The sequence below is a fragment of the Klebsiella sp. 141161 genome, assembly GCF_050600815.1.
GTDB lineage: Bacteria > Pseudomonadota > Gammaproteobacteria > Enterobacterales > Enterobacteriaceae > Klebsiella > Klebsiella aerogenes.
Map to the genome: position 1 here is coordinate 492278 of NZ_JAQIRN010000001.1, position 17136 is coordinate 509413.

Below are 17136 nucleotides of genomic sequence, written 5' to 3' on the forward strand. Positions count from 1 at the left end.
ATATAAAAACCATAAACAATGACGTTTTAAATATTTTCTGAAGCCTGGTACTCTTCTTATCCCCTGGATTTTCTGCTGTTTTTTTAATCCCCACACGGATATCCGTAGCGATGCATTTTTTGGCTTCCGGCTGCTTTCTTCTCACTTCAGCAACGTTAGTTTGAATCAGGCATGCCACGATTTTAATCATCCGTTAATGGTTTGATGCAAAACCGCTCTGCTCCACTCATAAAAAGCGCGTACCGAAGGAGGAAGATAGCGGTTTTGCGGATAAACCAGCGAAAGCGGTAAATCAAAAGAGAGGTGCTCCATACAGAGAACGAGCGCTCCGCTTTGCACATAGGGCGCAACCAGATAGCTGGCGACACGAATCAAACCAAAGCCTTGTATTCCAGCCTGGATGTAAGCGTCAGTATCATCAACAATCAGCGTCTCTTTCATACGGAGCGCGCAGTCACCATCATCCAACGTAAAAAACCAGTCGGTGGTACGCCCGGTGCGATGATTCAGGTAGCCAACGGCGTGATGTCTTTGCAGGCTGTCTACGTTATCCGGTTTACCATGGGCGGCAATATAGTCTGGCGAAGCCAGAACCATCCATCTGAAGTTCGCGAGCGGGCGGGCGACCAGCGTCGTTGAATCTTCGATCCTGCCGGCGCGGATCACGCAGTCATATCCCTCCTGAATGATGTCTTCGACGTTATCACTGGAACAAAGTATCAATTCCAGCTCAGGATACTGATGCAGAAATGTAGCCAGCCGGGGAAGTATGCAATGGCGGGCGAGCGACTGCGGCATTCCGACTTTGAAACGGCCTCTGGGTTGTGCAGACCTGCCGGGAAATGAAGACTCCATCGTCGCAATATCAGCCAGCACCTTTTTACATTCATGATAGTAACGTCGGCCGTCGGCGGTCACGCTGAGTTTGCGGGTGGTGCGTTGTAATAGTTGAATACCCAGGTACGTCTCAAGTTCCTTAACGACCCGCGATACCGTTGAACGCGGTAGTCCCAGCACTTCTGCCGCCCTTGCGAAGCTATGGACATCTACCACGCAAACATAGACCTGCATTGATTCCAGCTTATCCATATACCCACCGCGCCTGAACGCATTGATTATCCCATTTATACGAACAGTCTAACCTGCATTCATTGTCTTATCGAATACAGAACACTGACATAACCTCTCTCTACTCGCTAGTAACCGGCGATTTACCAAAAGAGGTTCAATATGAAAGAGCGTGATATTACAACGGGTGAAAAAGTATTAGTGCTTGGCGCGGGACAACTGGGCGCTGCTGTGCTGCACTATCTGCTTCCAGAGGTCATAGCGCGTAATGGCAGCATCTGCGTTATTGTGTCGCCAGGCGCCATGGATGAACAGGGTAAATTGTTTTCTGATGTTCATCAAAAACTGGCTGACGCGGGAGCTGAGTTTATCTCTCTTGATGTCGCCGCCAGCACGACTGAAGCGTTAACAACCTGCTTTATGAATTTTGAAACCATTATCAACTGCATGGGCTTTGTCGCCGGTCCGGGAACACAGATAAAGATCGCACACGCCGTCGTGGATGCTGGCGTTAACCGCTATTTCCCCTGGCAGTTTGGCGTAAATTACGATGTGGTAGGTAAAGGCAGCGGTCAGCCCGTCTGGGATGAACAGTATGACGTCAGAATACTGCTGCGGGCACAGAAGACCACGGAATGGGTCATTGTTTCAACCGGCATGTTCACCAGTTTTCTCTTCGAACCCGCATTTGATGTGGTGAACCTATCTGAAAAAACCATCAAGGCATTAGGAGGATGGGAAACTCAAGTCACTGTGACATCACCGGAAGATATTGGTCGGCTAACCAGCGAAATTTATTTGCATCAGCCGCGGATCGCTAACGAAGTGCTCTTTGTCGCAGGAGAGACGACTTCTTATGGAAAGCTGGCTGAAACGGTTGAACGCGTGACCAAACACACCTTTGACAAGAGCGTATTAACACTCTCAGGCTTACTGGACGCCCTGCGTTTAAATCCTGACGATCCGATGCTTCGCTATCGCGCGGCTTTCGCGCGAGGAGATGGCATGTGGTGGCCAATGAGCGACACCTGGAATGTACAGAATCATATAGCGACCCAGGATATTGAAGCCTGGCTTAAAACCGTTATTTAACTCACACAATACTGTAGCTGTAGCCTGGTCCGCGACAACACCGATGCTCACGCGCAGTTTTGCGCCCCGCAGCGAGGTGTCGCGCGGACAAACCTTCTCACCCGCAGAAGCAAGGCCTGTGTCACCGTGAAAGTATTTGACGCAGCGCCAGCCCCGCCAGGCGCACGGTTTCCAGTAACCGCTCCAGGCTATCCCCTGCCCGCGCTTTCGCAGAAAGTCCGGACATCAACGTACTCATAAAGTCAGTTAAGCGAACGGCATCCTGCGGATATTGCTCCGCAATATAGTTCCGAATACTCTCTTCGGCAGCAACATGCAATTCACAAGCCGCTTCACGTGCCTCAGGATCGTTGCAATGGGTTCCTTCCAGTACCAGGCAACCAGCAGCGCTCCGGTCGGCAACGTAGCGCCTTGCCGCCTCATGCAGAACATCAATCAAACATTCAACCACCGGACGATCGGCACGTAAAAGCGTCGCAAAAGGGATTGCGCCGGTGCGGCTATAGCGATCCAGTACGCAGGTATATAACCCAAGTTTACTGCCAAAAGCGGCATAGAAGCTGGGCGGGTTAATCCCGAACGCTTTTGTCAGGTCAGCAACGCTCACCGCGTCATAACCTCGCGAGTGGAAAAGGTGTTGCGCCGTTTCCACCGCCTGCATTGGATCGAACTTACGTGGGCGCCCTGGGGTTCGATTCGCTTTCGTCGTGCTCACGACATTACTCCTTGAAGACATGATCTTTCGAAGCATATTGTAATCGTTATTACAATATCATAAGAAACAGGTCTACGGTCATCCAACGATACAGATGCCCTGAAGAAGTGGTGGGTTGGTTTACAACGTTCGGCTTACTTTTTCTCCGCGTTTTTGGCTGCGGTGGTCGCATTATTGCAGGCAGCCACTTTTGTACCGTGGGATAAATAGTACTTCGCTATCCGATCTCGCACCCTTTTCTACCCGCTCAGTCATGGATTTTAACCCCCAGACAACCGCGAACAAATTCAGGATTAAAATGTTTCACCGCTTCACCCACATAGCCTAAATCCAGCGCGCTGATTTGCGCCATTTCGCTATCAGTCAATGAGAAATCCCAGAGGGAAAAGTTTTCTGCAATACGTTCCTGCCGGGTAGATTTAGGAATTACCGTGACACCGCGCTGCACGTTCCAGCGCAGAACAATCTGAGCAATGGTTTTTTGATGGGCAGCGGCAATCCCCTGAAGCATTTCATCTTCATACGGTTTATGTCTTCCGCCGCCTAACGGCGCCCAGGCTTCAGGCTGAACGTTATAGCGCTTCATGGTTTCCAGCGCGGCGGGTTGCGCGAAGTAAGGATGTAATTCTACCTGGTTCACCATAGGCTTAATTCTGACGGTTTCACAGAAATTGGCTAAGACATGCGCATAGAAGTTGGATACGCCAATGGCTCTCAATTTACCGGCTTCATAAGCCTGTTCCAACGCGCGCCAGGCGCTGAAATAATCGCCCATGGCCTGATGCAACAAATAGAGATCAAAGTATTCCAGACCCGATTTTTTCAGCGACGCCTCGATACCGGCTTTGGCCATATCGCCGTTGGCCATGTCCTGAACCCACAGTTTTGAGGTAATAAATAATTCCTCACGGGTACACAGCCCTTCGGCGATGGCCTCACGAACCGCGTCACCTACGGCATCTTCATTACCGTAGACGGCTGCGGTGTCAATAAGGCGATAACCGGTACGAATAGCGCTTAACACCGACTGCTTACACTCTTCCTTATCGGTGACCTTAAACACGCCAAAACCGACCATCGGCATTTTGAGGTTGTTACTTAATACTGAGTATTCCACGGCAAAGCTCCCGTTATGTTAAAACACCATTTTAGGCGAGGAACGCCACCATGATTAGCCCGTCATTCATGATTTGACCTATGCTGTGAATTCATAAATACAGACAGGTTATTTTGGTAAAGGCGCCAGAACCCCAGGAAAGAATCAGGACTCAGCGATCAGGTTTATTACCCTGACTATAAAGTAAATGACAGAGATACTCACTCAAGGACCAACCTCTACGTTCGGTATGATCCGGCCAGGTGACCCCATTTCAGGTGTACCAGGAAATTAAGTTGGCGATGTCAGAAGCGCCGGAGAACACCACAGAAAAATGATGGCAAATAAAACGCGGATCCCCTGAAAACGCAACGGACCGATCCGCCATCAATGCACTTTTCGTTTGATTACCATTACCAGACTCAACAGTGTAAATACCATCATGATCCACGACATTGTCCACGGCGTGCCGTCGCTCATCGCCGAGAGTAAAAGCGATGACACAATCCCGCTGCCGTACTGCAACGAGCCGATCAACGCCGAAGCCGACCCCGCCATATTGGATGGCACGGTATCCAGCGCCGCCGCCGTCGATGCTGCGGCAATAATGCCGTTCATGGAGAAAAAGATAAAAATCGTCACGACCATCATCGCCATGCCGCCAGTCTGCATTTTCGCGCCAGCGGCCAGCACAACAGTTGCCAGAGCGGCAACAAGCGCCGCAACCCGCAACAACGTATGCAACGGATGACGCTGCACCAGACGGCGATTAATGGAGCTCAGTCCCATCACACCAATGATATTGATGCTAAACAGCCAGCCGTAATGCTGTGGGTCAACATGGAAATAGCTGATGTAGACAAACGGCGAACCGGCAATAAAGGCGTAAGCGGCCACGTAGAAAAAGCTGACGCAGAGGGTATAACGCATAAATTCGCGATTCTGCAGTAACGAAATATAGTTGCCGAAGGCGCTGCTCAGCGGCGTTGTCAGTCGCTTTTCACCCGGCAGCGTTTCCGGTAACCACCAGAGCGCAATAAACATCGTCCCACCCAGTACCACCAACAGCCAGAACACGGCGCGCCAGGAGGCAACGGTGACAATCTGCCCGCCCAGTAGAGGGCCAATCACCGGCGCGATAGCACTGATGATGACCAGCGTCGAAAGCATTTGCGCCGCGCGCGTGCGGACATAGAGATCGCGGATCATCGCCCTTGCCAGCATTGGTCCGGTACAGGCACCAAAGGCCTGAAACACGCGCCAGAAAACAATCTGCGGCATACTGGAAGACATCGCGCATCCGGCTGAACCGATCACAAACAATACCATGCCGATAAACAATGGCACGCGGCGTCCGATACGATCGCTGATTGGTCCCCAAATCAACTGCGCCAGCGAGAACCCTATCAGAAAACCGGTAATGGTCAGCTCCACATTCCCCTGCAATTCAGAGGCCATCATCGGCATAGAAGGCAGATAAATATCGGTGGAAAGAGAGGTAAAGGCCATTAATGCGCCGAGAATAACGATAAAAAAGACGCCGGATGTCGCAGCGCGCCCGGCCGGAGAAATGTTTTTTTGCTTGTTCATAATGCCCTGATACTGTTTTGATGGGGAAAATCGTAAACGCGTTGCCAGCATTCATCGCAGGGAATAGATCAATGCGGCAGACGCTGAAGTTTTGTGAAGCCGCGACCCAACCGGGACGGGCACCGCAGACGTTCTGGCTGAGACTATGATCATCTCTTCTTTCCATCTGCATAATTTAATTGCTGAGCTGCAGATACGGTATTCGCAGAAATAAATCCTATGACCAATGTAGTAATAAGCAGTGCTTTCATCTCTAATGCCTGTTTAAAAGAATATATTTGAAACTGGACTCATATCAGGAGGAGCGTTCTCCGTATGTATATTTAAATATACAAACCTCAGCTATCATAAGACTGCCCACTATTTGACAAAATTGTCAGGCTTTTTGATTGGTTAAATTTTTTAAATAGAAATTGAGCTCGTTAATAATGCACTCAGGTTCTTCCACGAGTGGCATATTGTCCATATCTAAAACCCCATCATTTTTTTGCGGATTATCCGCCTGCAGGTCTGCAAATAGAGGCGTAAGATCCTGCTGCGCTTCGCCTCGTTCAGCGACCAGCTCAAACGTTTTATTTTTTGCCGCGTGGTTGCCCAGGGCACTGACCAGAACCCGGGCGATTTGCTCCCGGGATATCACACCATCTTCTGGTGTTCCTGTATGGCGTCGATCCCCCTGGAGCATAACGATTTTGTGCTCATCATCATTGTTGTAATCAAACCAGCCGGGCCTGACGATGGTATAGGGGTGACCACTGGCCCTGACCAGACGTTCGGCACGCCTTTTCCAGTCATGAACTTCAGTGCGTTGATTCCAGGTGCTGAGCCGTTCAGTTACGCCTATCGTGGTCATTAAGGCGATGTGAACAGCCGTCTCCCTGAACATTCGGACAATGTTACGCACACCGCCGTAATCTATCGCTCTGGCGCCAATACGCCCCTGTCCATCTGAGCCGAGCGTAAAGACGATGGCATCAATATCTTTTGGCAGATCGATGAGAGTTTCAGGCATTGAAACATCGCCGTAAAATACCTCCGTTCCACGAGGAAGCAATTTTACTTTGTGCCTATTTCTGACCAGCGCAACGGGCTGATGGCCCATTTCGATAGCGATATTGACGACATGAAGGCCAATGCTTCCTGTTGCCCCCGCCACGAGTATTTTCATGATAAACCTTCTGAAAGTTCAGACTTATTTTCGATACAGTCAGAATATCAATTATCATTATTGTCAGTAATAGGGCTAAAATGATTGTGTCTATGAACCCCCTTCATGAATGCATATTGAAGGGTATGCTCCCCTAGGAAATCACCGATGCTCAAAGAAAACTTCAATGAACTCCAGATCTTTCTTGTGGTGGCAAGAGAGCGAAGTTTTACCAAAGCAGCGGGTAAGCTCGGTGTGTCTCAGTCAGCTCTCAGCCATGCGATGAAGGCACTGGAGGAAAGGCTAAATATCCGCCTTCTGACCCGCACGACACGAAGCGTTGCCCCGACAGAAGCCGGTGAGAGAATTATTGCCTGCCTTGAACCCCGCATTGCCTCCCTTGAGCAAGAACTGGAAGCGCTGGTACAACTCAACGGCACCGCCTCCGGTAATATCCGTCTATCTGCCGGGGAACATGCCGCGCGGAGCGTGGTATGGCCAAAACTGAAACCTTTCCTCAGAGAATATCCGGAAATTAACCTGGAGCTGGTGGTCGATAACGGTTTTGTCGATATTGTCGAGGGGCGCTTTGATGCCGGGATACGACTGGGTGAAAGCGTTGATAAAGACATGATTGCGGTGCGAATTGGCCCGGACATGCGCATGGCTATTGTCGGTGCCCCATCCTATTTCGCCACGAACCCTGCACCTCACACGCCGCACGAGCTACAACATCATCGCTGCATCAATATGCGGTTACCGACTGCCGGTGGTCTTTATCACTGGGAATTTGAGAAGGAAGGAAAACCTTTACGGGTCAGAGTTGAAGGACAGGTAACGTTTAATCTGCAGGCGGAAAGGCTTGATGCTGCTTTATCCGGTTTTGGCATCGCCTGTATACCTGAGGACAGGGTGCAGGACTATATAAAGTCAGGAGAGCTCATTCAGATTCTGCAGGAATGGTGCCCTTCCTTCCCTGGATATTACCTTTATTACCCCAGCCGCAAACAGCATCCACCGGCCTTTGCGCTGATGATCGATGCGCTTCGCTACCAGGAATAACGGGTCCGCCATTCGTGCGGACCCGCCCGGCTATTAACGACCCACGCGAGCCTGATGCTCAGGCGAGTAACGTTCGCCGACAATTTTAATTGATTCAAGCGCCCGGGTTATCTGTCGCAACGCATCCGACGAAAGAATGATGTCAGCAGCCCCCAGGTTTTCCCCCAGCCGGTGCAATTTCGTGGTACCAGGGATGGGAACAATCCACGGCTTTTGCGCCAGCAGCCATGCCAGTGCGATTTGCGCAGATGTCACACCTTTCTCTGCAGCCAGTTCACCCAACAACGAGACCAGCTTTTCATTGGCTGCAATCGCCTGTTCGGCGAAGCGTGGCACACGGCTGCGGAAATCATCCTGACCAAACGTCGTTCCTGACTTAATCGCTCCCGTCAGGAAGCCTTTACCTAATGGACTGAATGGCACAAAACCGATACCCAGTTCCTCCAGCAATGGCAGGATCTCCTGCTCAGGTTCACGCCACCACATGGAGTACTCGCTTTGCAGGGCTGTGACGGGTTGTACCGCATGAGCACGACGGATGGTTTGCGCACCCGCTTCGGACAGGCCGAAATGTTTAACTTTGCCTTCCGCTATCAGGTCTTTCACTGTTCCCGCAACCTCTTCAATCGGGACATCCGGGTCGACACGGTGTTGATACAGCAGATCAATAACATCCGTCTTCAGGCGGCGTAATGACCCTTCCACGGCTTCACGGATATGCTCCGGACGGCTGTTCAAAATCTGCTGCTTGTTGTCCGCACCGAAGGTAAAACCAAACTTGGTGGCAATGACCACACGGTCACGAAACGGTTTTAAGGCAAGGCCGACAACCTCTTCATTAAGGAAGGGGCCATACACTTCGGCGGTATCAAAGAAGGTGACGCCACGTTCAACCGCAGCGCGAATGAGCTCGATAGCCTGACGCGTATCGGTCGCCGGGCCATAGCCGTGGCTTAAGCCCATGCAGCCGAGCCCAAGCGCGGACACTTCGAGTCCTGATTGACCCAGATAACGTTTTTGCATTGATTAATTGCCTCTTTTATCGCGACTTAAACATCCAGTTTGCGACCGGCCAACCATTCAACTCTGGCAGGATCGCGGTGTGAGAAGAAAGCACTTGTTGCGGTGTCGATAGCAGTAATCTGCAACATATCTTCATCACTCAGTTCGAAATCGAGAATGTTGATGTTCTCTTCCATGCGTTCTTTTCGCACTGTTTTTGCCAGCGAAACGATGCCTCGCTGGAAAATCCACCGCAGCACAACCTGTCCCACGCTTTTACCGTACTTCTGGCCAATCGCCGTTAATACGGGATGCTCAAACAGACCATTTTTACCTTCTGCAAACGGCGCCCAGGCTTCCGGCTGAATACCCCGGCTTTGCATCCACGGCACGGGATGCAACTGCTGGTTGAAGGGGTTTACTTCAATCTGGTTTACCGCCGGGGCAACGTGGTTGAAGGCAATGAGATCGGCCAGTCGGTCAGGATGGAAGTTACTGACGCCAATGGCGCGAATTTTGCCAGCCTGTTGCAATTCTTCCATGGCACGCCATGCCCCATGGACATCACCGTAAGGCTGGTGAATCAGGTACAGGTCAACATAATCAAGTTGCAGTCGATTCAGGGAGCGTTCGAACTGTGCTTTAGCGCCTTCGTAATGAGTATCCTGAAGCCATAGCTTGGTCGTTACAAAGAGCTCGTCACGGGCGATGCCGGTCTGTTTCAGTGCATTCCCGACCTGGGTTTCATTCTGGTAAGACGCGGCGGTATCGATCAGGCGGTATCCCGTATCGATGGCATCGATAACGGCTCTTTCGCATTCAGCGGCATCAGACATCTGAAACACACCAAAGCCCAGCAGGGGCATTTCAATACCGTTGTTCAGTTTTACAGTTTGCATCACGTTATCCTTTGGCTGTTGTTCAGAAAAAGCATAACGCGAAGTGATTTATTCGATTAGATGGGGTAATTAGCTAGGGTTTATTAGGTATATTCATCAATTTGGCGATATTAGCTCTGGATATCATCAACGGAGCATTTACTTTTCATAAGGGATGCAGATATTTTTAGTCCGTATCCCTTATAGATGAACGTGACTGATTCTATTTAGCTCGATGACAGAACGTCTTGTTTTAAGGCGGTCGCCTTTACTTTATTACTTGAGTAAATGAAGAAAAGCGCGATACCTAAGCAGACGATGGCCCCCAGACGACTCATCGAAAACGAAATGGATTGATTTCCCAACCAGCCAAAGTTATCGATTAACATGCTCATGGTTAACTGTCCGAAGATCACGGCGACTGTGGCAATCGCGGTCCCTATTCGTTGTACGGCTAAAACCATGATAACGATATAGGGTACGCCAAACATGGCGCCCAGCAGTTGCCATTTAGGTACATCCATCAGTGTAACCAACTGTTTTGGTTCAAAAAAGAAAATAAGCAAAGCGGTGATAATTGCGCCTACGGAAAAGGTCAGGAACGCGCTTTTAAATACCCCTACCTGACTACCCAATTGTCCATTAATGGCCGCCTGAATACTCAACATGGAGCCGCCTATAACGGCTAAAACGATCATAATAAATGTCATAGTCTCACTTATCCTCTGGCAACCAGAATTAATGCAGCGATGATAAAAATAAGGGCGATAATTCGCTTACTGTCTATTTTCCTGGGGGGTGTACCGAGTAAACCAAAATGGTCTATTATCAGGCTCTTAAATACCTGACCAGCTAAGATACCGATCATCGTCATCGCTATCCCAATGACTGGCGTGGCCACGGTCAGAATAACGACATAAACTGGCCCGAGTACGCCACCAAGTAGCTGCCACCCAGGCAAAGAGAAAAATGACGGGCTATTGCGTGGGCTGAAAAAAAGCATCAGCAGGAAAGTCAGTGCAGCGCCTACGCCAAATATGCTGAACGTTGCCCATAAATCACCAACCTCTCCCCCTAGCGGCCCTAGTATTCCCGCCTCGACTGACAGCCCCATACCGCCAGCGATAACTAACAAAATCAGTACAAATTGCATAGCAAACAATCTCCAGATGTGCAGGCGATGAAGACTACGCCTGAACATAAATGAGAAAAATGCCATAATTCAATAAACACCTGTGCAGGAATTGCATTAATGTATGATTTAAGCCATATCAATATCCGATCGCTCTTCATTTTCATTGCAGTGTATGAAGTGCAGAACTTTTCCACTGTGGCTCGTCGCGAAGGCATTTCTGCCTCTCAGGTTTCACGCGTCATTCATCAGTTAGAAGATGCGGTCGGTCAGCAACTTTTCTATCGCAATACGCGCGCCATTATTCCGACAGAGAACGGTCATATTTTTATCCGTTATGTTCGGGCGGTTACCAGTAGCCTGGACGCTGCCCGACGGGAACTCAATGAAAGGACGCTGGAGCCTTCCGGGCTAATCCGCATAAATGCTCCCGTTTTTTTTGGACAAAAGCATGTCGCGCCCAAATTGGCGGGGCTGACGGAACGTTACCCGCGCCTCAGTATTGAGCTGACGTTAACTGATGATTACATTGACCCACATAAAGATGCCGCTGATGTCATTTTTCGTATTGGTGAGCTTACTGACTCATCTTTTCATGCACGCATTTTGGGGCAACAGTGCTATCGCCTGGCAGCATCACCGGCTTATCTTCAAAAGTATGGCGTACCTGATAACCCGGCGGATTTAAGCCGACATAAGTGTCTCGTTTACCGTGGTTCATCCGGGCCGAATCGCTGGCTGTTGCGTCGAAAAGGTGGAGAGTGGATACACTATCCGGTCTCTGCGTTGATGTCTTCTAATAATGCCGAGACTTTACTTATTGCAGCATTGGGCGGTATGGGTATAGTTCTTTTTCCGGACTGGTTGATTGGCGAAACGCTACAGAGCGGCGAGCTTATTGAATTAATGCCGGATATGGAAACGGCGATTAAGACCGAGCCACAAAATATTGCTGCTATTTATCCACATACTCGTCATCCAACGTTAAACGTCAGGGCCGTAATTGATTATTATGTAGAAGCATTCGGTTCGCCGCTATACTGGCAGCTAAGCGATACTCTTTCTAAGTAATTGTGATGATATGCCTGTAAGAAATGGGTCACGCTGGCGACCCATTTCTTACTCGTGACGATTAAAAGAGAATGCAGCAAATAGTATATAGCGCGATAATAATATTCTATTATCACAATTCATTGTGAGCGCGACAGCATGTTACTGCATACCATTATGTATATACTTAACTAATTTTAATGTCATCGAAGTTGATATCTTCCTCTTCTTGATCATTGTTTATAACAACATCGCGAGGTACATCTTTTTTGATGACAGCATAGACGGTTGCTGTGACTAATATATTAACTATCAACGCCATAATACCCGCCATGGGGTTTGACATTGTTGGCAGCATCAATACACCACCAAAAGGTACAGTTGCATCTGCGCCATATACCATGGTGATTGCACCGCCACAAGCACCGCCGATTGCCGCTGCTGCAATACCGCGAACGATATCATTCATCACTATAGGTATAGCTCCTTCAACAATATTCACTACCCCCATAGGAACCGCCGATTTTAGCATTTCGATTTCTTCGTTATTATAAATGTTTTTGCGAAACAGTTTGGCGATAAAAAATGCCAGTCCAAAACCGATGGGTGTTGCTGTGTTAACTAACTGCAGGGCCGTAACTGGCTCATTTATACCCTGTGTCTGGAGAGTTAAGACGAATGCGAAGCACGTCTTATTGATCGGCCCACCAAAGTCAACGATACACAACGCTCCAATGACAGCACCTAATAGTAAATTAGATGAAGTACCCATACTTCTCAGGAACGATGTGAGTGCATCGGTAAAAATACCAATAGGCGTGCCGATGATATAGACCATGAGCAGAGCACTGAAAATGGATGCAAAAAAAGGCACAATCAATGTAGGCATTAAACCCCGGGCCCAACCAGGAACCTTTACATTTTTAATGATAGCAACAGCAATATACCCGGAAATATAGCCGCCGATCATGCCACCGATAAAACCCGCACCAATAGCATTAGCTGCCAGACCGACAACAAAACCAGGGGCAATACCCGGCTTACCCGCGATTGAACCGGAAATTCCGATAGCAATAACGACGGGCAATAGTCCGAGCGCCTTAGCCCCCATTGTTGCAAAGGCCTGCCACAGATCAAATTGACCCGATACTAAAGTGTCCTGAACCGTCCCCCCAAAACCCATACCGATGGCAATAATAAACCCAGCACCACAGACAATCGGAATCAAGAATGAGATGGCAGTCAGCAGATGACCTTTAGGGTTTGCTGCTTTCCATATTTCTTTTATATTCATAAATTACGCCCTTTAATTTATATAGGATACGCATGGGTAAGTGTTATGAATTGACTAATTCACCAAGTTTTTCGATAAGCTTATTTGGTGATTTAACCGCCATTTCCGTTGGTACTTTGACGACTTTCTTGCCGGCAAACCTTTCTTCACCGGAAACTTTAACATCGGCGGCTAACAGGACGATGTCGGCTTGGGCAATTTCTTCAGCGGTCAAGGCATTCTCGATACCTATAGTGCCTTGCGTTTCAATTTTGACATTGTGCCCGGCTTTTTTTGCTGCTATTTCAATTTTCTTTTGCGCAATATAAGTGTGTGCAATGCCTACAGTACAAGCTGTAATCCCAACAATATTCATCACTACTCTCCAGGAGTTGATTATTTACGATGCTATGATGATTAAATTAAGCGCTGGCACCTTCAGCGTTTAAAAGATCAATGATTTTCTGAGGGGAATCTTCCATCAGTAATTTGTCCACTATCTCTTCATCGGCAAGTGAACCCGAAACTTGCGATAACAATCGGATGTGGGTGGCATTTTGGTCGACCAGGCATACGGCAAACAAAATAATACAGCGAACGTCGCTACCATCCATCGTTTCCCATGGGATTTGATGTTGGGTGCGTCCAATGGCCAATGCCGTACGGGCTACTCCTGAGGATTTGCCATGCGGGATCGCAATATGATTTTCGAATCCAGTTGAGCCCTGTTCCTCACGTAGCCAGACATCTTTCAGAAAAATATCTTTATTAATGACCGCCCCATCACGAACTAATAAGTCAGCTAATTCTTCAATTGCCTCTTCTTTACTCTTAGCCATCATGTTCAATTTGATATTTTTTACATTAAGTACACTCGAAATGTCCATAGGTCACCTTCGTTAATATAAATAAATGATCATCAGTAATCAGCAATACCGGCTTCTACCACCACGCAATCTGCCAAACCCGCCGGGGCCCACAGCATCAATAGAAAGCATTCGCAAGCGTGCGACGAGTCGTCACGAACGAACTCCAGATATAAAAGGGTTACAGCGCTCTCAACCATATAAATCTAACGCGAAGGCAAAGAGACAGACCGGTTAAATAGACTCTTTGCACTGCACAATGACTCAATACGGCTGAGCGCGCTGCAATTTTCAGGCAGCGACTTCGCGCTGGTAGATATTGATCATTTTATCCCATGCATCGCCGACATTATCCGCCAGGGAGAACAGGCCCGAGGTTCCCACAATAAAGACGTCAACGCCCGACCGGGAGATAACATTGAAGGTTTTCTCGTTGCAGGAGCCGTCGATCTCGGTCAGATAGTGGTAACCATGCGCTTCGCGCATCGCAATCAGTTGTTTGATTTTGTTGAGTGATTCCGGGATAAACTTCTGGCCTGCGTAGCCTGGGTCAACCGACATGACGGTCACTTTATCCAGCAGGTGCGCGTACTCTTTAATAGCCTCCGCCGGAGTAGCCGGGTTCAACACCACACCGCAGCGACGGCCCGCATCTTTAATCTGGTTCAACAGCCGGAATATTTTGTTATTCGCCGTCTCAGGATGGAAACTGATAATATCGGCCCCGGCATCAATACACATTGGAATAATATCTTCCGGATGATTCACCATCAGATGTACGTCGATCGGCACATCGGTAATTTTTTTCAGGTTTTCGATAAAAAACGGAGATAGAGTAATATTCTTCACATAGTTACCGTCCATTATATCGACGTGATAAAAATCAGCCCTACCGTTCATTGCCGTAATTTGCTCTCTGAACTGCGTTAAATCCATACACATTAACGAGGGCGAAAATTTAGCTGCCATACCTCACCTCTATAAAATTAGTTAGTTAAACAGTGACACGACATGCCCAAGAATGATGCCAACAACGCCAAAGTCCGCATCGCCAAAGGTGGTGGATGCAAAGCCAAGGTCGCCCATCAGAGGCAGCAAAATCGCGGGCAAAAATGAAATCAACAGACCGTGAGCGAATGCCCCCACCACCGCGCCGCGACGACCGCCGCAGATGTTGCCATAAACGCCCGCCGTCGCGCCGCAGAAGAAGTGCGGCACCAGGCCGGGAACAATGACGCTTAAACCAAGCAGTGGGCAGAGGAACATACTCACCAGACCAGCGGCAAAACTTGACAGGAAGCCGACTATCACCGCGTTCGGGGCGAACGGAAAGACGGTTGGACAGTCGAGCGCCGGTTTAGCGTCTTTCACCAGCTTGTCGGCGATGCCTTTAAAGGCCGGAACAATTTCGGCAATAATCATGCGAACCCCCGCAAGGATGATCCACACGCCTGCCGCGAAGGTCAGCGACTGGATAATGGCGAAGATGATAAAGTTCTGACCACCGCTGATGCTGGTCTCAACAAACGCTTTACCTGCGACCAGTACCAGAATCAGGAACAGGATCATCATCGTCAGTGAGATGGCCACCGAGGAGTCACGCAGGAAGTTCAGCGTTTTCGGCACCTTCAGCTCTTCAATCGACGGGCTGCCTTTACCGATCGCTTTTCCCACCAGCGCCGACAGCAGATACCCGGTTGAACCAAAGTGGCCCAGCGCCAGGTCATCAGTGCCGGTAATTTTGCGGGTAAATGGCTGCAGAATAGCCGGAGAGACCACCATCATGATGCCGAGGATCACCGCCCCCACCAGTACCACCCAGAACGGCGACAGACCACCGACAGAGAGGATGACGGCCAGCATCGCCGACATATACAGCGTGTGGTGGCCCGTCAGGAAGATGTATTTCAGCGGCGTAATTCGGGCAAGGACAATGTTAAACAACATCCCCAGCACCATGATCATGGCTGTCGCGGTACCATAGTTTTTCTGCGCCAGCGCCGCCATGGCGTCAGTATTGGGGACAACACCCTGAATATGGAAGGAGTGCTCAAACAGCTGGCTAAACGTCGTTAACGTCGTGGCGACAATCGCCGCCCCGGATGTTAATATCACAAACCCCATAATGGTTTTGAGGGTTCCGGAAATAACGTCGGAAACTGCTTTTTTCTGCAATAATAAGCCGATCAGGGAAAACAGACCGACCAGTATTGCTGGTGTGCCCAACACATCATGAATAATAAACTGCAGCATAGAATGACTCCGTAAGGCCGCAAATAATTAATCAGAGATTCTCGGAAAGAATTTCTTTTATTTTATTGTTATCCAGCAGGTTAGATAAACCAAAAACCTGCGCAGAATGGCTGGACAGATGTTCAGCTATATCCCTGGCGCTAAGAATAATATCGGCAGTTTCGCTTTTTGCCGAAGTCAGATCGGTATGGGAAACCTCTGCTTCTTTATTCAGCTCTTTAATAATTTTTTTTACATTCATTTCAACGATAAAGCTACTACCTAAACCGTTACCGCAAACAATCAGAACCTTTTTCATCTCTACCTCACTATCCATTGATAACGGCTTGAATTTTCGTCATTGATGAGGCTTTCAGCAGTGCTGAGAGTCGTTCATCATCGCTAAAAATGTCCGCCAGGGCTGTAATCATATTGATGTGTTCATCTCCCGAAAGCGCACACAGCATAATCACGACGTAAATAGGGTCATTCTCTTCCGAGCCAAAAGAAACGCCTTTTTTAATATGCAAAAGCGATAAACCATTTTTAATTGCACCTTGCTCCGGGCGAGCATGAGGCATCGCCAGACCAGGCGCTAAAACATAATAAGGACCAAGTTTTTCATGGCTGTTAAAAATGGCCTGAATATAATCTTCAGTAATCGCCTCTTTCGCCAATAAGGGTTGAGCCGATAACGTAATTGCCTGTTTCCAGTCACTGACTGAATCCACAATCTGGATATTTTCCGTTGGTAACCAGGTCGTGATCATAAATTCCCCGATAGCATTGAAAGTGAGCCTACTATAGTGGAATCTCTTCGCGGCTTACCGTGATCTTCATCTCAAAGTTAGCGCTAACACGGCAATAATGTTAAAATTCTTGTTACCGCTAACTTTGTTATCCATACTTATCATTACTTTGCAGTTGGGCAAT

The 17136-nt window shown here is 48.7% G+C and carries 19 protein-coding genes; 3 read left to right on the forward strand and 16 right to left on the reverse strand.

From position 1 onward, the window contains the following. Positions 1 to 186: 186 nt before the first annotated feature. Entirely contained in the window at positions 187 to 1089 is a 903-nt protein-coding gene (locus PGR79_RS02360; RefSeq protein WP_113373181.1) for a LysR family transcriptional regulator, read from the reverse strand. Positions 1090 to 1230: 141 nt separating this feature from the next. Between PGR79_RS02360 and PGR79_RS02365 the strand changes: the two genes are divergently transcribed. Further along, positions 1231 to 2160, forward strand: coding sequence for an aromatic alcohol reductase (locus tag PGR79_RS02365; RefSeq protein ID WP_113373180.1), 930 nt, complete (start codon positions 1231 to 1233; stop codon positions 2158 to 2160). Between the two features lie 121 nt (positions 2161 to 2281). Here PGR79_RS02365 and PGR79_RS02370 read toward each other — a convergent pair whose 3' ends face one another. The 4 genes from PGR79_RS02370 to PGR79_RS02385 form a co-directional block, all read right to left on the reverse strand. Beyond that, positions 2282 to 2875 carry a TetR/AcrR family transcriptional regulator gene (locus tag PGR79_RS02370; RefSeq protein WP_316552512.1) on the reverse strand — a complete coding sequence of 198 codons (594 nt, stop codon included), beginning with the start codon at positions 2873 to 2875 and terminating at the stop codon, positions 2282 to 2284. A gap of 247 nt (positions 2876 to 3122) precedes the next feature. After that, positions 3123 to 3992, reverse strand: a complete 870-nt coding sequence (locus PGR79_RS02375; protein WP_113373179.1) for an aldo/keto reductase — start codon at positions 3990 to 3992, stop codon at positions 3123 to 3125. Positions 3993 to 4358: 366 nt separating this feature from the next. Further along, positions 4359 to 5561, reverse strand: coding sequence for a multidrug effflux MFS transporter (locus tag PGR79_RS02380; protein ID WP_430917319.1), 1203 nt, complete (start codon positions 5559 to 5561; stop codon positions 4359 to 4361). Between the two features lie 376 nt (positions 5562 to 5937). Continuing rightward, a complete protein-coding gene (locus PGR79_RS02385; protein WP_113373178.1) occupies positions 5938 to 6729 on the reverse strand; it encodes an SDR family oxidoreductase in 792 nt (263 codons plus the stop codon). A gap of 147 nt (positions 6730 to 6876) precedes the next feature. Between PGR79_RS02385 and PGR79_RS02390 the strand changes: the two genes are divergently transcribed. Next, positions 6877 to 7770 (forward strand): LysR family transcriptional regulator, encoded by an 894-nt coding sequence (locus tag PGR79_RS02390; protein ID WP_086630276.1) that lies wholly within the window; start codon positions 6877 to 6879, stop codon positions 7768 to 7770. A gap of 33 nt (positions 7771 to 7803) precedes the next feature. Here the strand turns inward: PGR79_RS02390 and PGR79_RS02395 are convergent, their stop codons facing one another. From PGR79_RS02395 to PGR79_RS02410, 4 genes are all read right to left on the reverse strand, one after another. Continuing rightward, positions 7804 to 8793 carry an aldo/keto reductase gene (locus PGR79_RS02395; protein WP_113373177.1) on the reverse strand — a complete coding sequence of 330 codons (990 nt, stop codon included), beginning with the start codon at positions 8791 to 8793 and terminating at the stop codon, positions 7804 to 7806. Between the two features lie 26 nt (positions 8794 to 8819). Further along, positions 8820 to 9671, reverse strand: coding sequence for an aldo/keto reductase (locus PGR79_RS02400; protein WP_113373176.1), 852 nt, complete (start codon positions 9669 to 9671; stop codon positions 8820 to 8822). 206 nt (positions 9672 to 9877) lie between these two features. Beyond that, positions 9878 to 10360: a DMT family transporter gene (locus PGR79_RS02405; protein ID WP_113373175.1), complete on the reverse strand. Its 483-nt coding sequence runs from the start codon at positions 10358 to 10360 to the stop codon at positions 9878 to 9880. 8 nt (positions 10361 to 10368) lie between these two features. After that, positions 10369 to 10803, reverse strand: coding sequence for a DMT family transporter (locus PGR79_RS02410; RefSeq protein ID WP_087859630.1), 435 nt, complete (start codon positions 10801 to 10803; stop codon positions 10369 to 10371). A gap of 99 nt (positions 10804 to 10902) precedes the next feature. Here PGR79_RS02410 and PGR79_RS02415 point away from each other — a divergent pair, with 99 nt between their 5' ends. Further along, positions 10903 to 11853: a LysR family transcriptional regulator gene (locus PGR79_RS02415; RefSeq protein WP_087859402.1), complete on the forward strand. Its 951-nt coding sequence runs from the start codon at positions 10903 to 10905 to the stop codon at positions 11851 to 11853. A gap of 166 nt (positions 11854 to 12019) precedes the next feature. Here the strand turns inward: PGR79_RS02415 and PGR79_RS02420 are convergent, their stop codons facing one another. The 7 genes from PGR79_RS02420 to PGR79_RS02450 form a co-directional block, all read right to left on the reverse strand. Beyond that, entirely contained in the window at positions 12020 to 13126 is a 1107-nt protein-coding gene (locus PGR79_RS02420) for a PTS fructose transporter subunit IIC (protein WP_087859401.1), read from the reverse strand. Positions 13127 to 13169: 43 nt separating this feature from the next. After that, complete coding sequence (locus PGR79_RS02425; RefSeq protein ID WP_001028229.1) at positions 13170 to 13481, reverse strand: PTS fructose transporter subunit IIB; 312 nt, start codon at positions 13479 to 13481, stop codon at positions 13170 to 13172. A 46-nt stretch (positions 13482 to 13527) separates the two neighbouring features. Further along, positions 13528 to 13992: a PTS sugar transporter subunit IIA gene (locus PGR79_RS02430; protein ID WP_087859400.1), complete on the reverse strand. Its 465-nt coding sequence runs from the start codon at positions 13990 to 13992 to the stop codon at positions 13528 to 13530. 270 nt (positions 13993 to 14262) lie between these two features. Continuing rightward, positions 14263 to 14940 carry a D-allulose 6-phosphate 3-epimerase gene (gene alsE, locus PGR79_RS02435; protein ID WP_087859399.1) on the reverse strand — a complete coding sequence of 226 codons (678 nt, stop codon included), beginning with the start codon at positions 14938 to 14940 and terminating at the stop codon, positions 14263 to 14265. Between the two features lie 21 nt (positions 14941 to 14961). Further along, on the reverse strand, positions 14962 to 16224 hold the full coding sequence (locus tag PGR79_RS02440; RefSeq protein WP_087859398.1) for a PTS ascorbate transporter subunit IIC: 1263 nt from the start codon (positions 16222 to 16224) through the stop codon (positions 14962 to 14964). 31 nt (positions 16225 to 16255) lie between these two features. Beyond that, positions 16256 to 16522 (reverse strand): PTS sugar transporter subunit IIB, encoded by a 267-nt coding sequence (locus PGR79_RS02445; protein ID WP_087859397.1) that lies wholly within the window; start codon positions 16520 to 16522, stop codon positions 16256 to 16258. A gap of 10 nt (positions 16523 to 16532) precedes the next feature. Continuing rightward, a complete protein-coding gene (locus PGR79_RS02450; RefSeq protein ID WP_020078611.1) occupies positions 16533 to 16973 on the reverse strand; it encodes a PTS sugar transporter subunit IIA in 441 nt (146 codons plus the stop codon). Positions 16974 to 17136 lie beyond the last annotated feature (163 nt).

Bases quoted from the DNA above. Each gene is read 5' to 3' on its own strand.
- PGR79_RS02360 (WP_113373181.1), bottom strand. From the start codon at position 1,089: ATGGATAAGCTGGAATCAATGCAGGTCTATGTTTGCGTGGTAGATGTC.
- PGR79_RS02365 (WP_113373180.1), top strand. From the start codon at position 1,231: ATGAAAGAGCGTGATATTACAACGGGTGAAAAAGTATTAGTGCTTGGC.
- PGR79_RS02380 (WP_430917319.1), bottom strand. From the start codon at position 5,561: ATGAACAAGCAAAAAAACATTTCTCCGGCCGGGCGCGCTGCGACATCC.
- PGR79_RS02385 (WP_113373178.1), bottom strand. From the start codon at position 6,729: ATGAAAATACTCGTGGCGGGGGCAACAGGAAGCATTGGCCTTCATGTC.
- PGR79_RS02390 (WP_086630276.1), top strand. From the start codon at position 6,877: ATGCTCAAAGAAAACTTCAATGAACTCCAGATCTTTCTTGTGGTGGCA.
- PGR79_RS02395 (WP_113373177.1), bottom strand. From the start codon at position 8,793: ATGCAAAAACGTTATCTGGGTCAATCAGGACTCGAAGTGTCCGCGCTT.
- PGR79_RS02400 (WP_113373176.1), bottom strand. From the start codon at position 9,671: ATGCAAACTGTAAAACTGAACAACGGTATTGAAATGCCCCTGCTGGGC.
- PGR79_RS02405 (WP_113373175.1), bottom strand. From the start codon at position 10,360: ATGACATTTATTATGATCGTTTTAGCCGTTATAGGCGGCTCCATGTTG.
- PGR79_RS02410 (WP_087859630.1), bottom strand. From the start codon at position 10,803: ATGCAATTTGTACTGATTTTGTTAGTTATCGCTGGCGGTATGGGGCTG.
- PGR79_RS02415 (WP_087859402.1), top strand. From the start codon at position 10,903: ATGTATGATTTAAGCCATATCAATATCCGATCGCTCTTCATTTTCATT.
- PGR79_RS02420 (WP_087859401.1), bottom strand. From the start codon at position 13,126: ATGAATATAAAAGAAATATGGAAAGCAGCAAACCCTAAAGGTCATCTG.
- PGR79_RS02425 (WP_001028229.1), bottom strand. From the start codon at position 13,481: ATGAATATTGTTGGGATTACAGCTTGTACTGTAGGCATTGCACACACT.
- PGR79_RS02430 (WP_087859400.1), bottom strand. From the start codon at position 13,992: ATGGACATTTCGAGTGTACTTAATGTAAAAAATATCAAATTGAACATG.
- alsE (WP_087859399.1), bottom strand. From the start codon at position 14,940: ATGGCAGCTAAATTTTCGCCCTCGTTAATGTGTATGGATTTAACGCAG.
- PGR79_RS02440 (WP_087859398.1), bottom strand. From the start codon at position 16,224: ATGCTGCAGTTTATTATTCATGATGTGTTGGGCACACCAGCAATACTG.
- PGR79_RS02445 (WP_087859397.1), bottom strand. From the start codon at position 16,522: ATGAAAAAGGTTCTGATTGTTTGCGGTAACGGTTTAGGTAGTAGCTTT.
- PGR79_RS02450 (WP_020078611.1), bottom strand. From the start codon at position 16,973: ATGATCACGACCTGGTTACCAACGGAAAATATCCAGATTGTGGATTCA.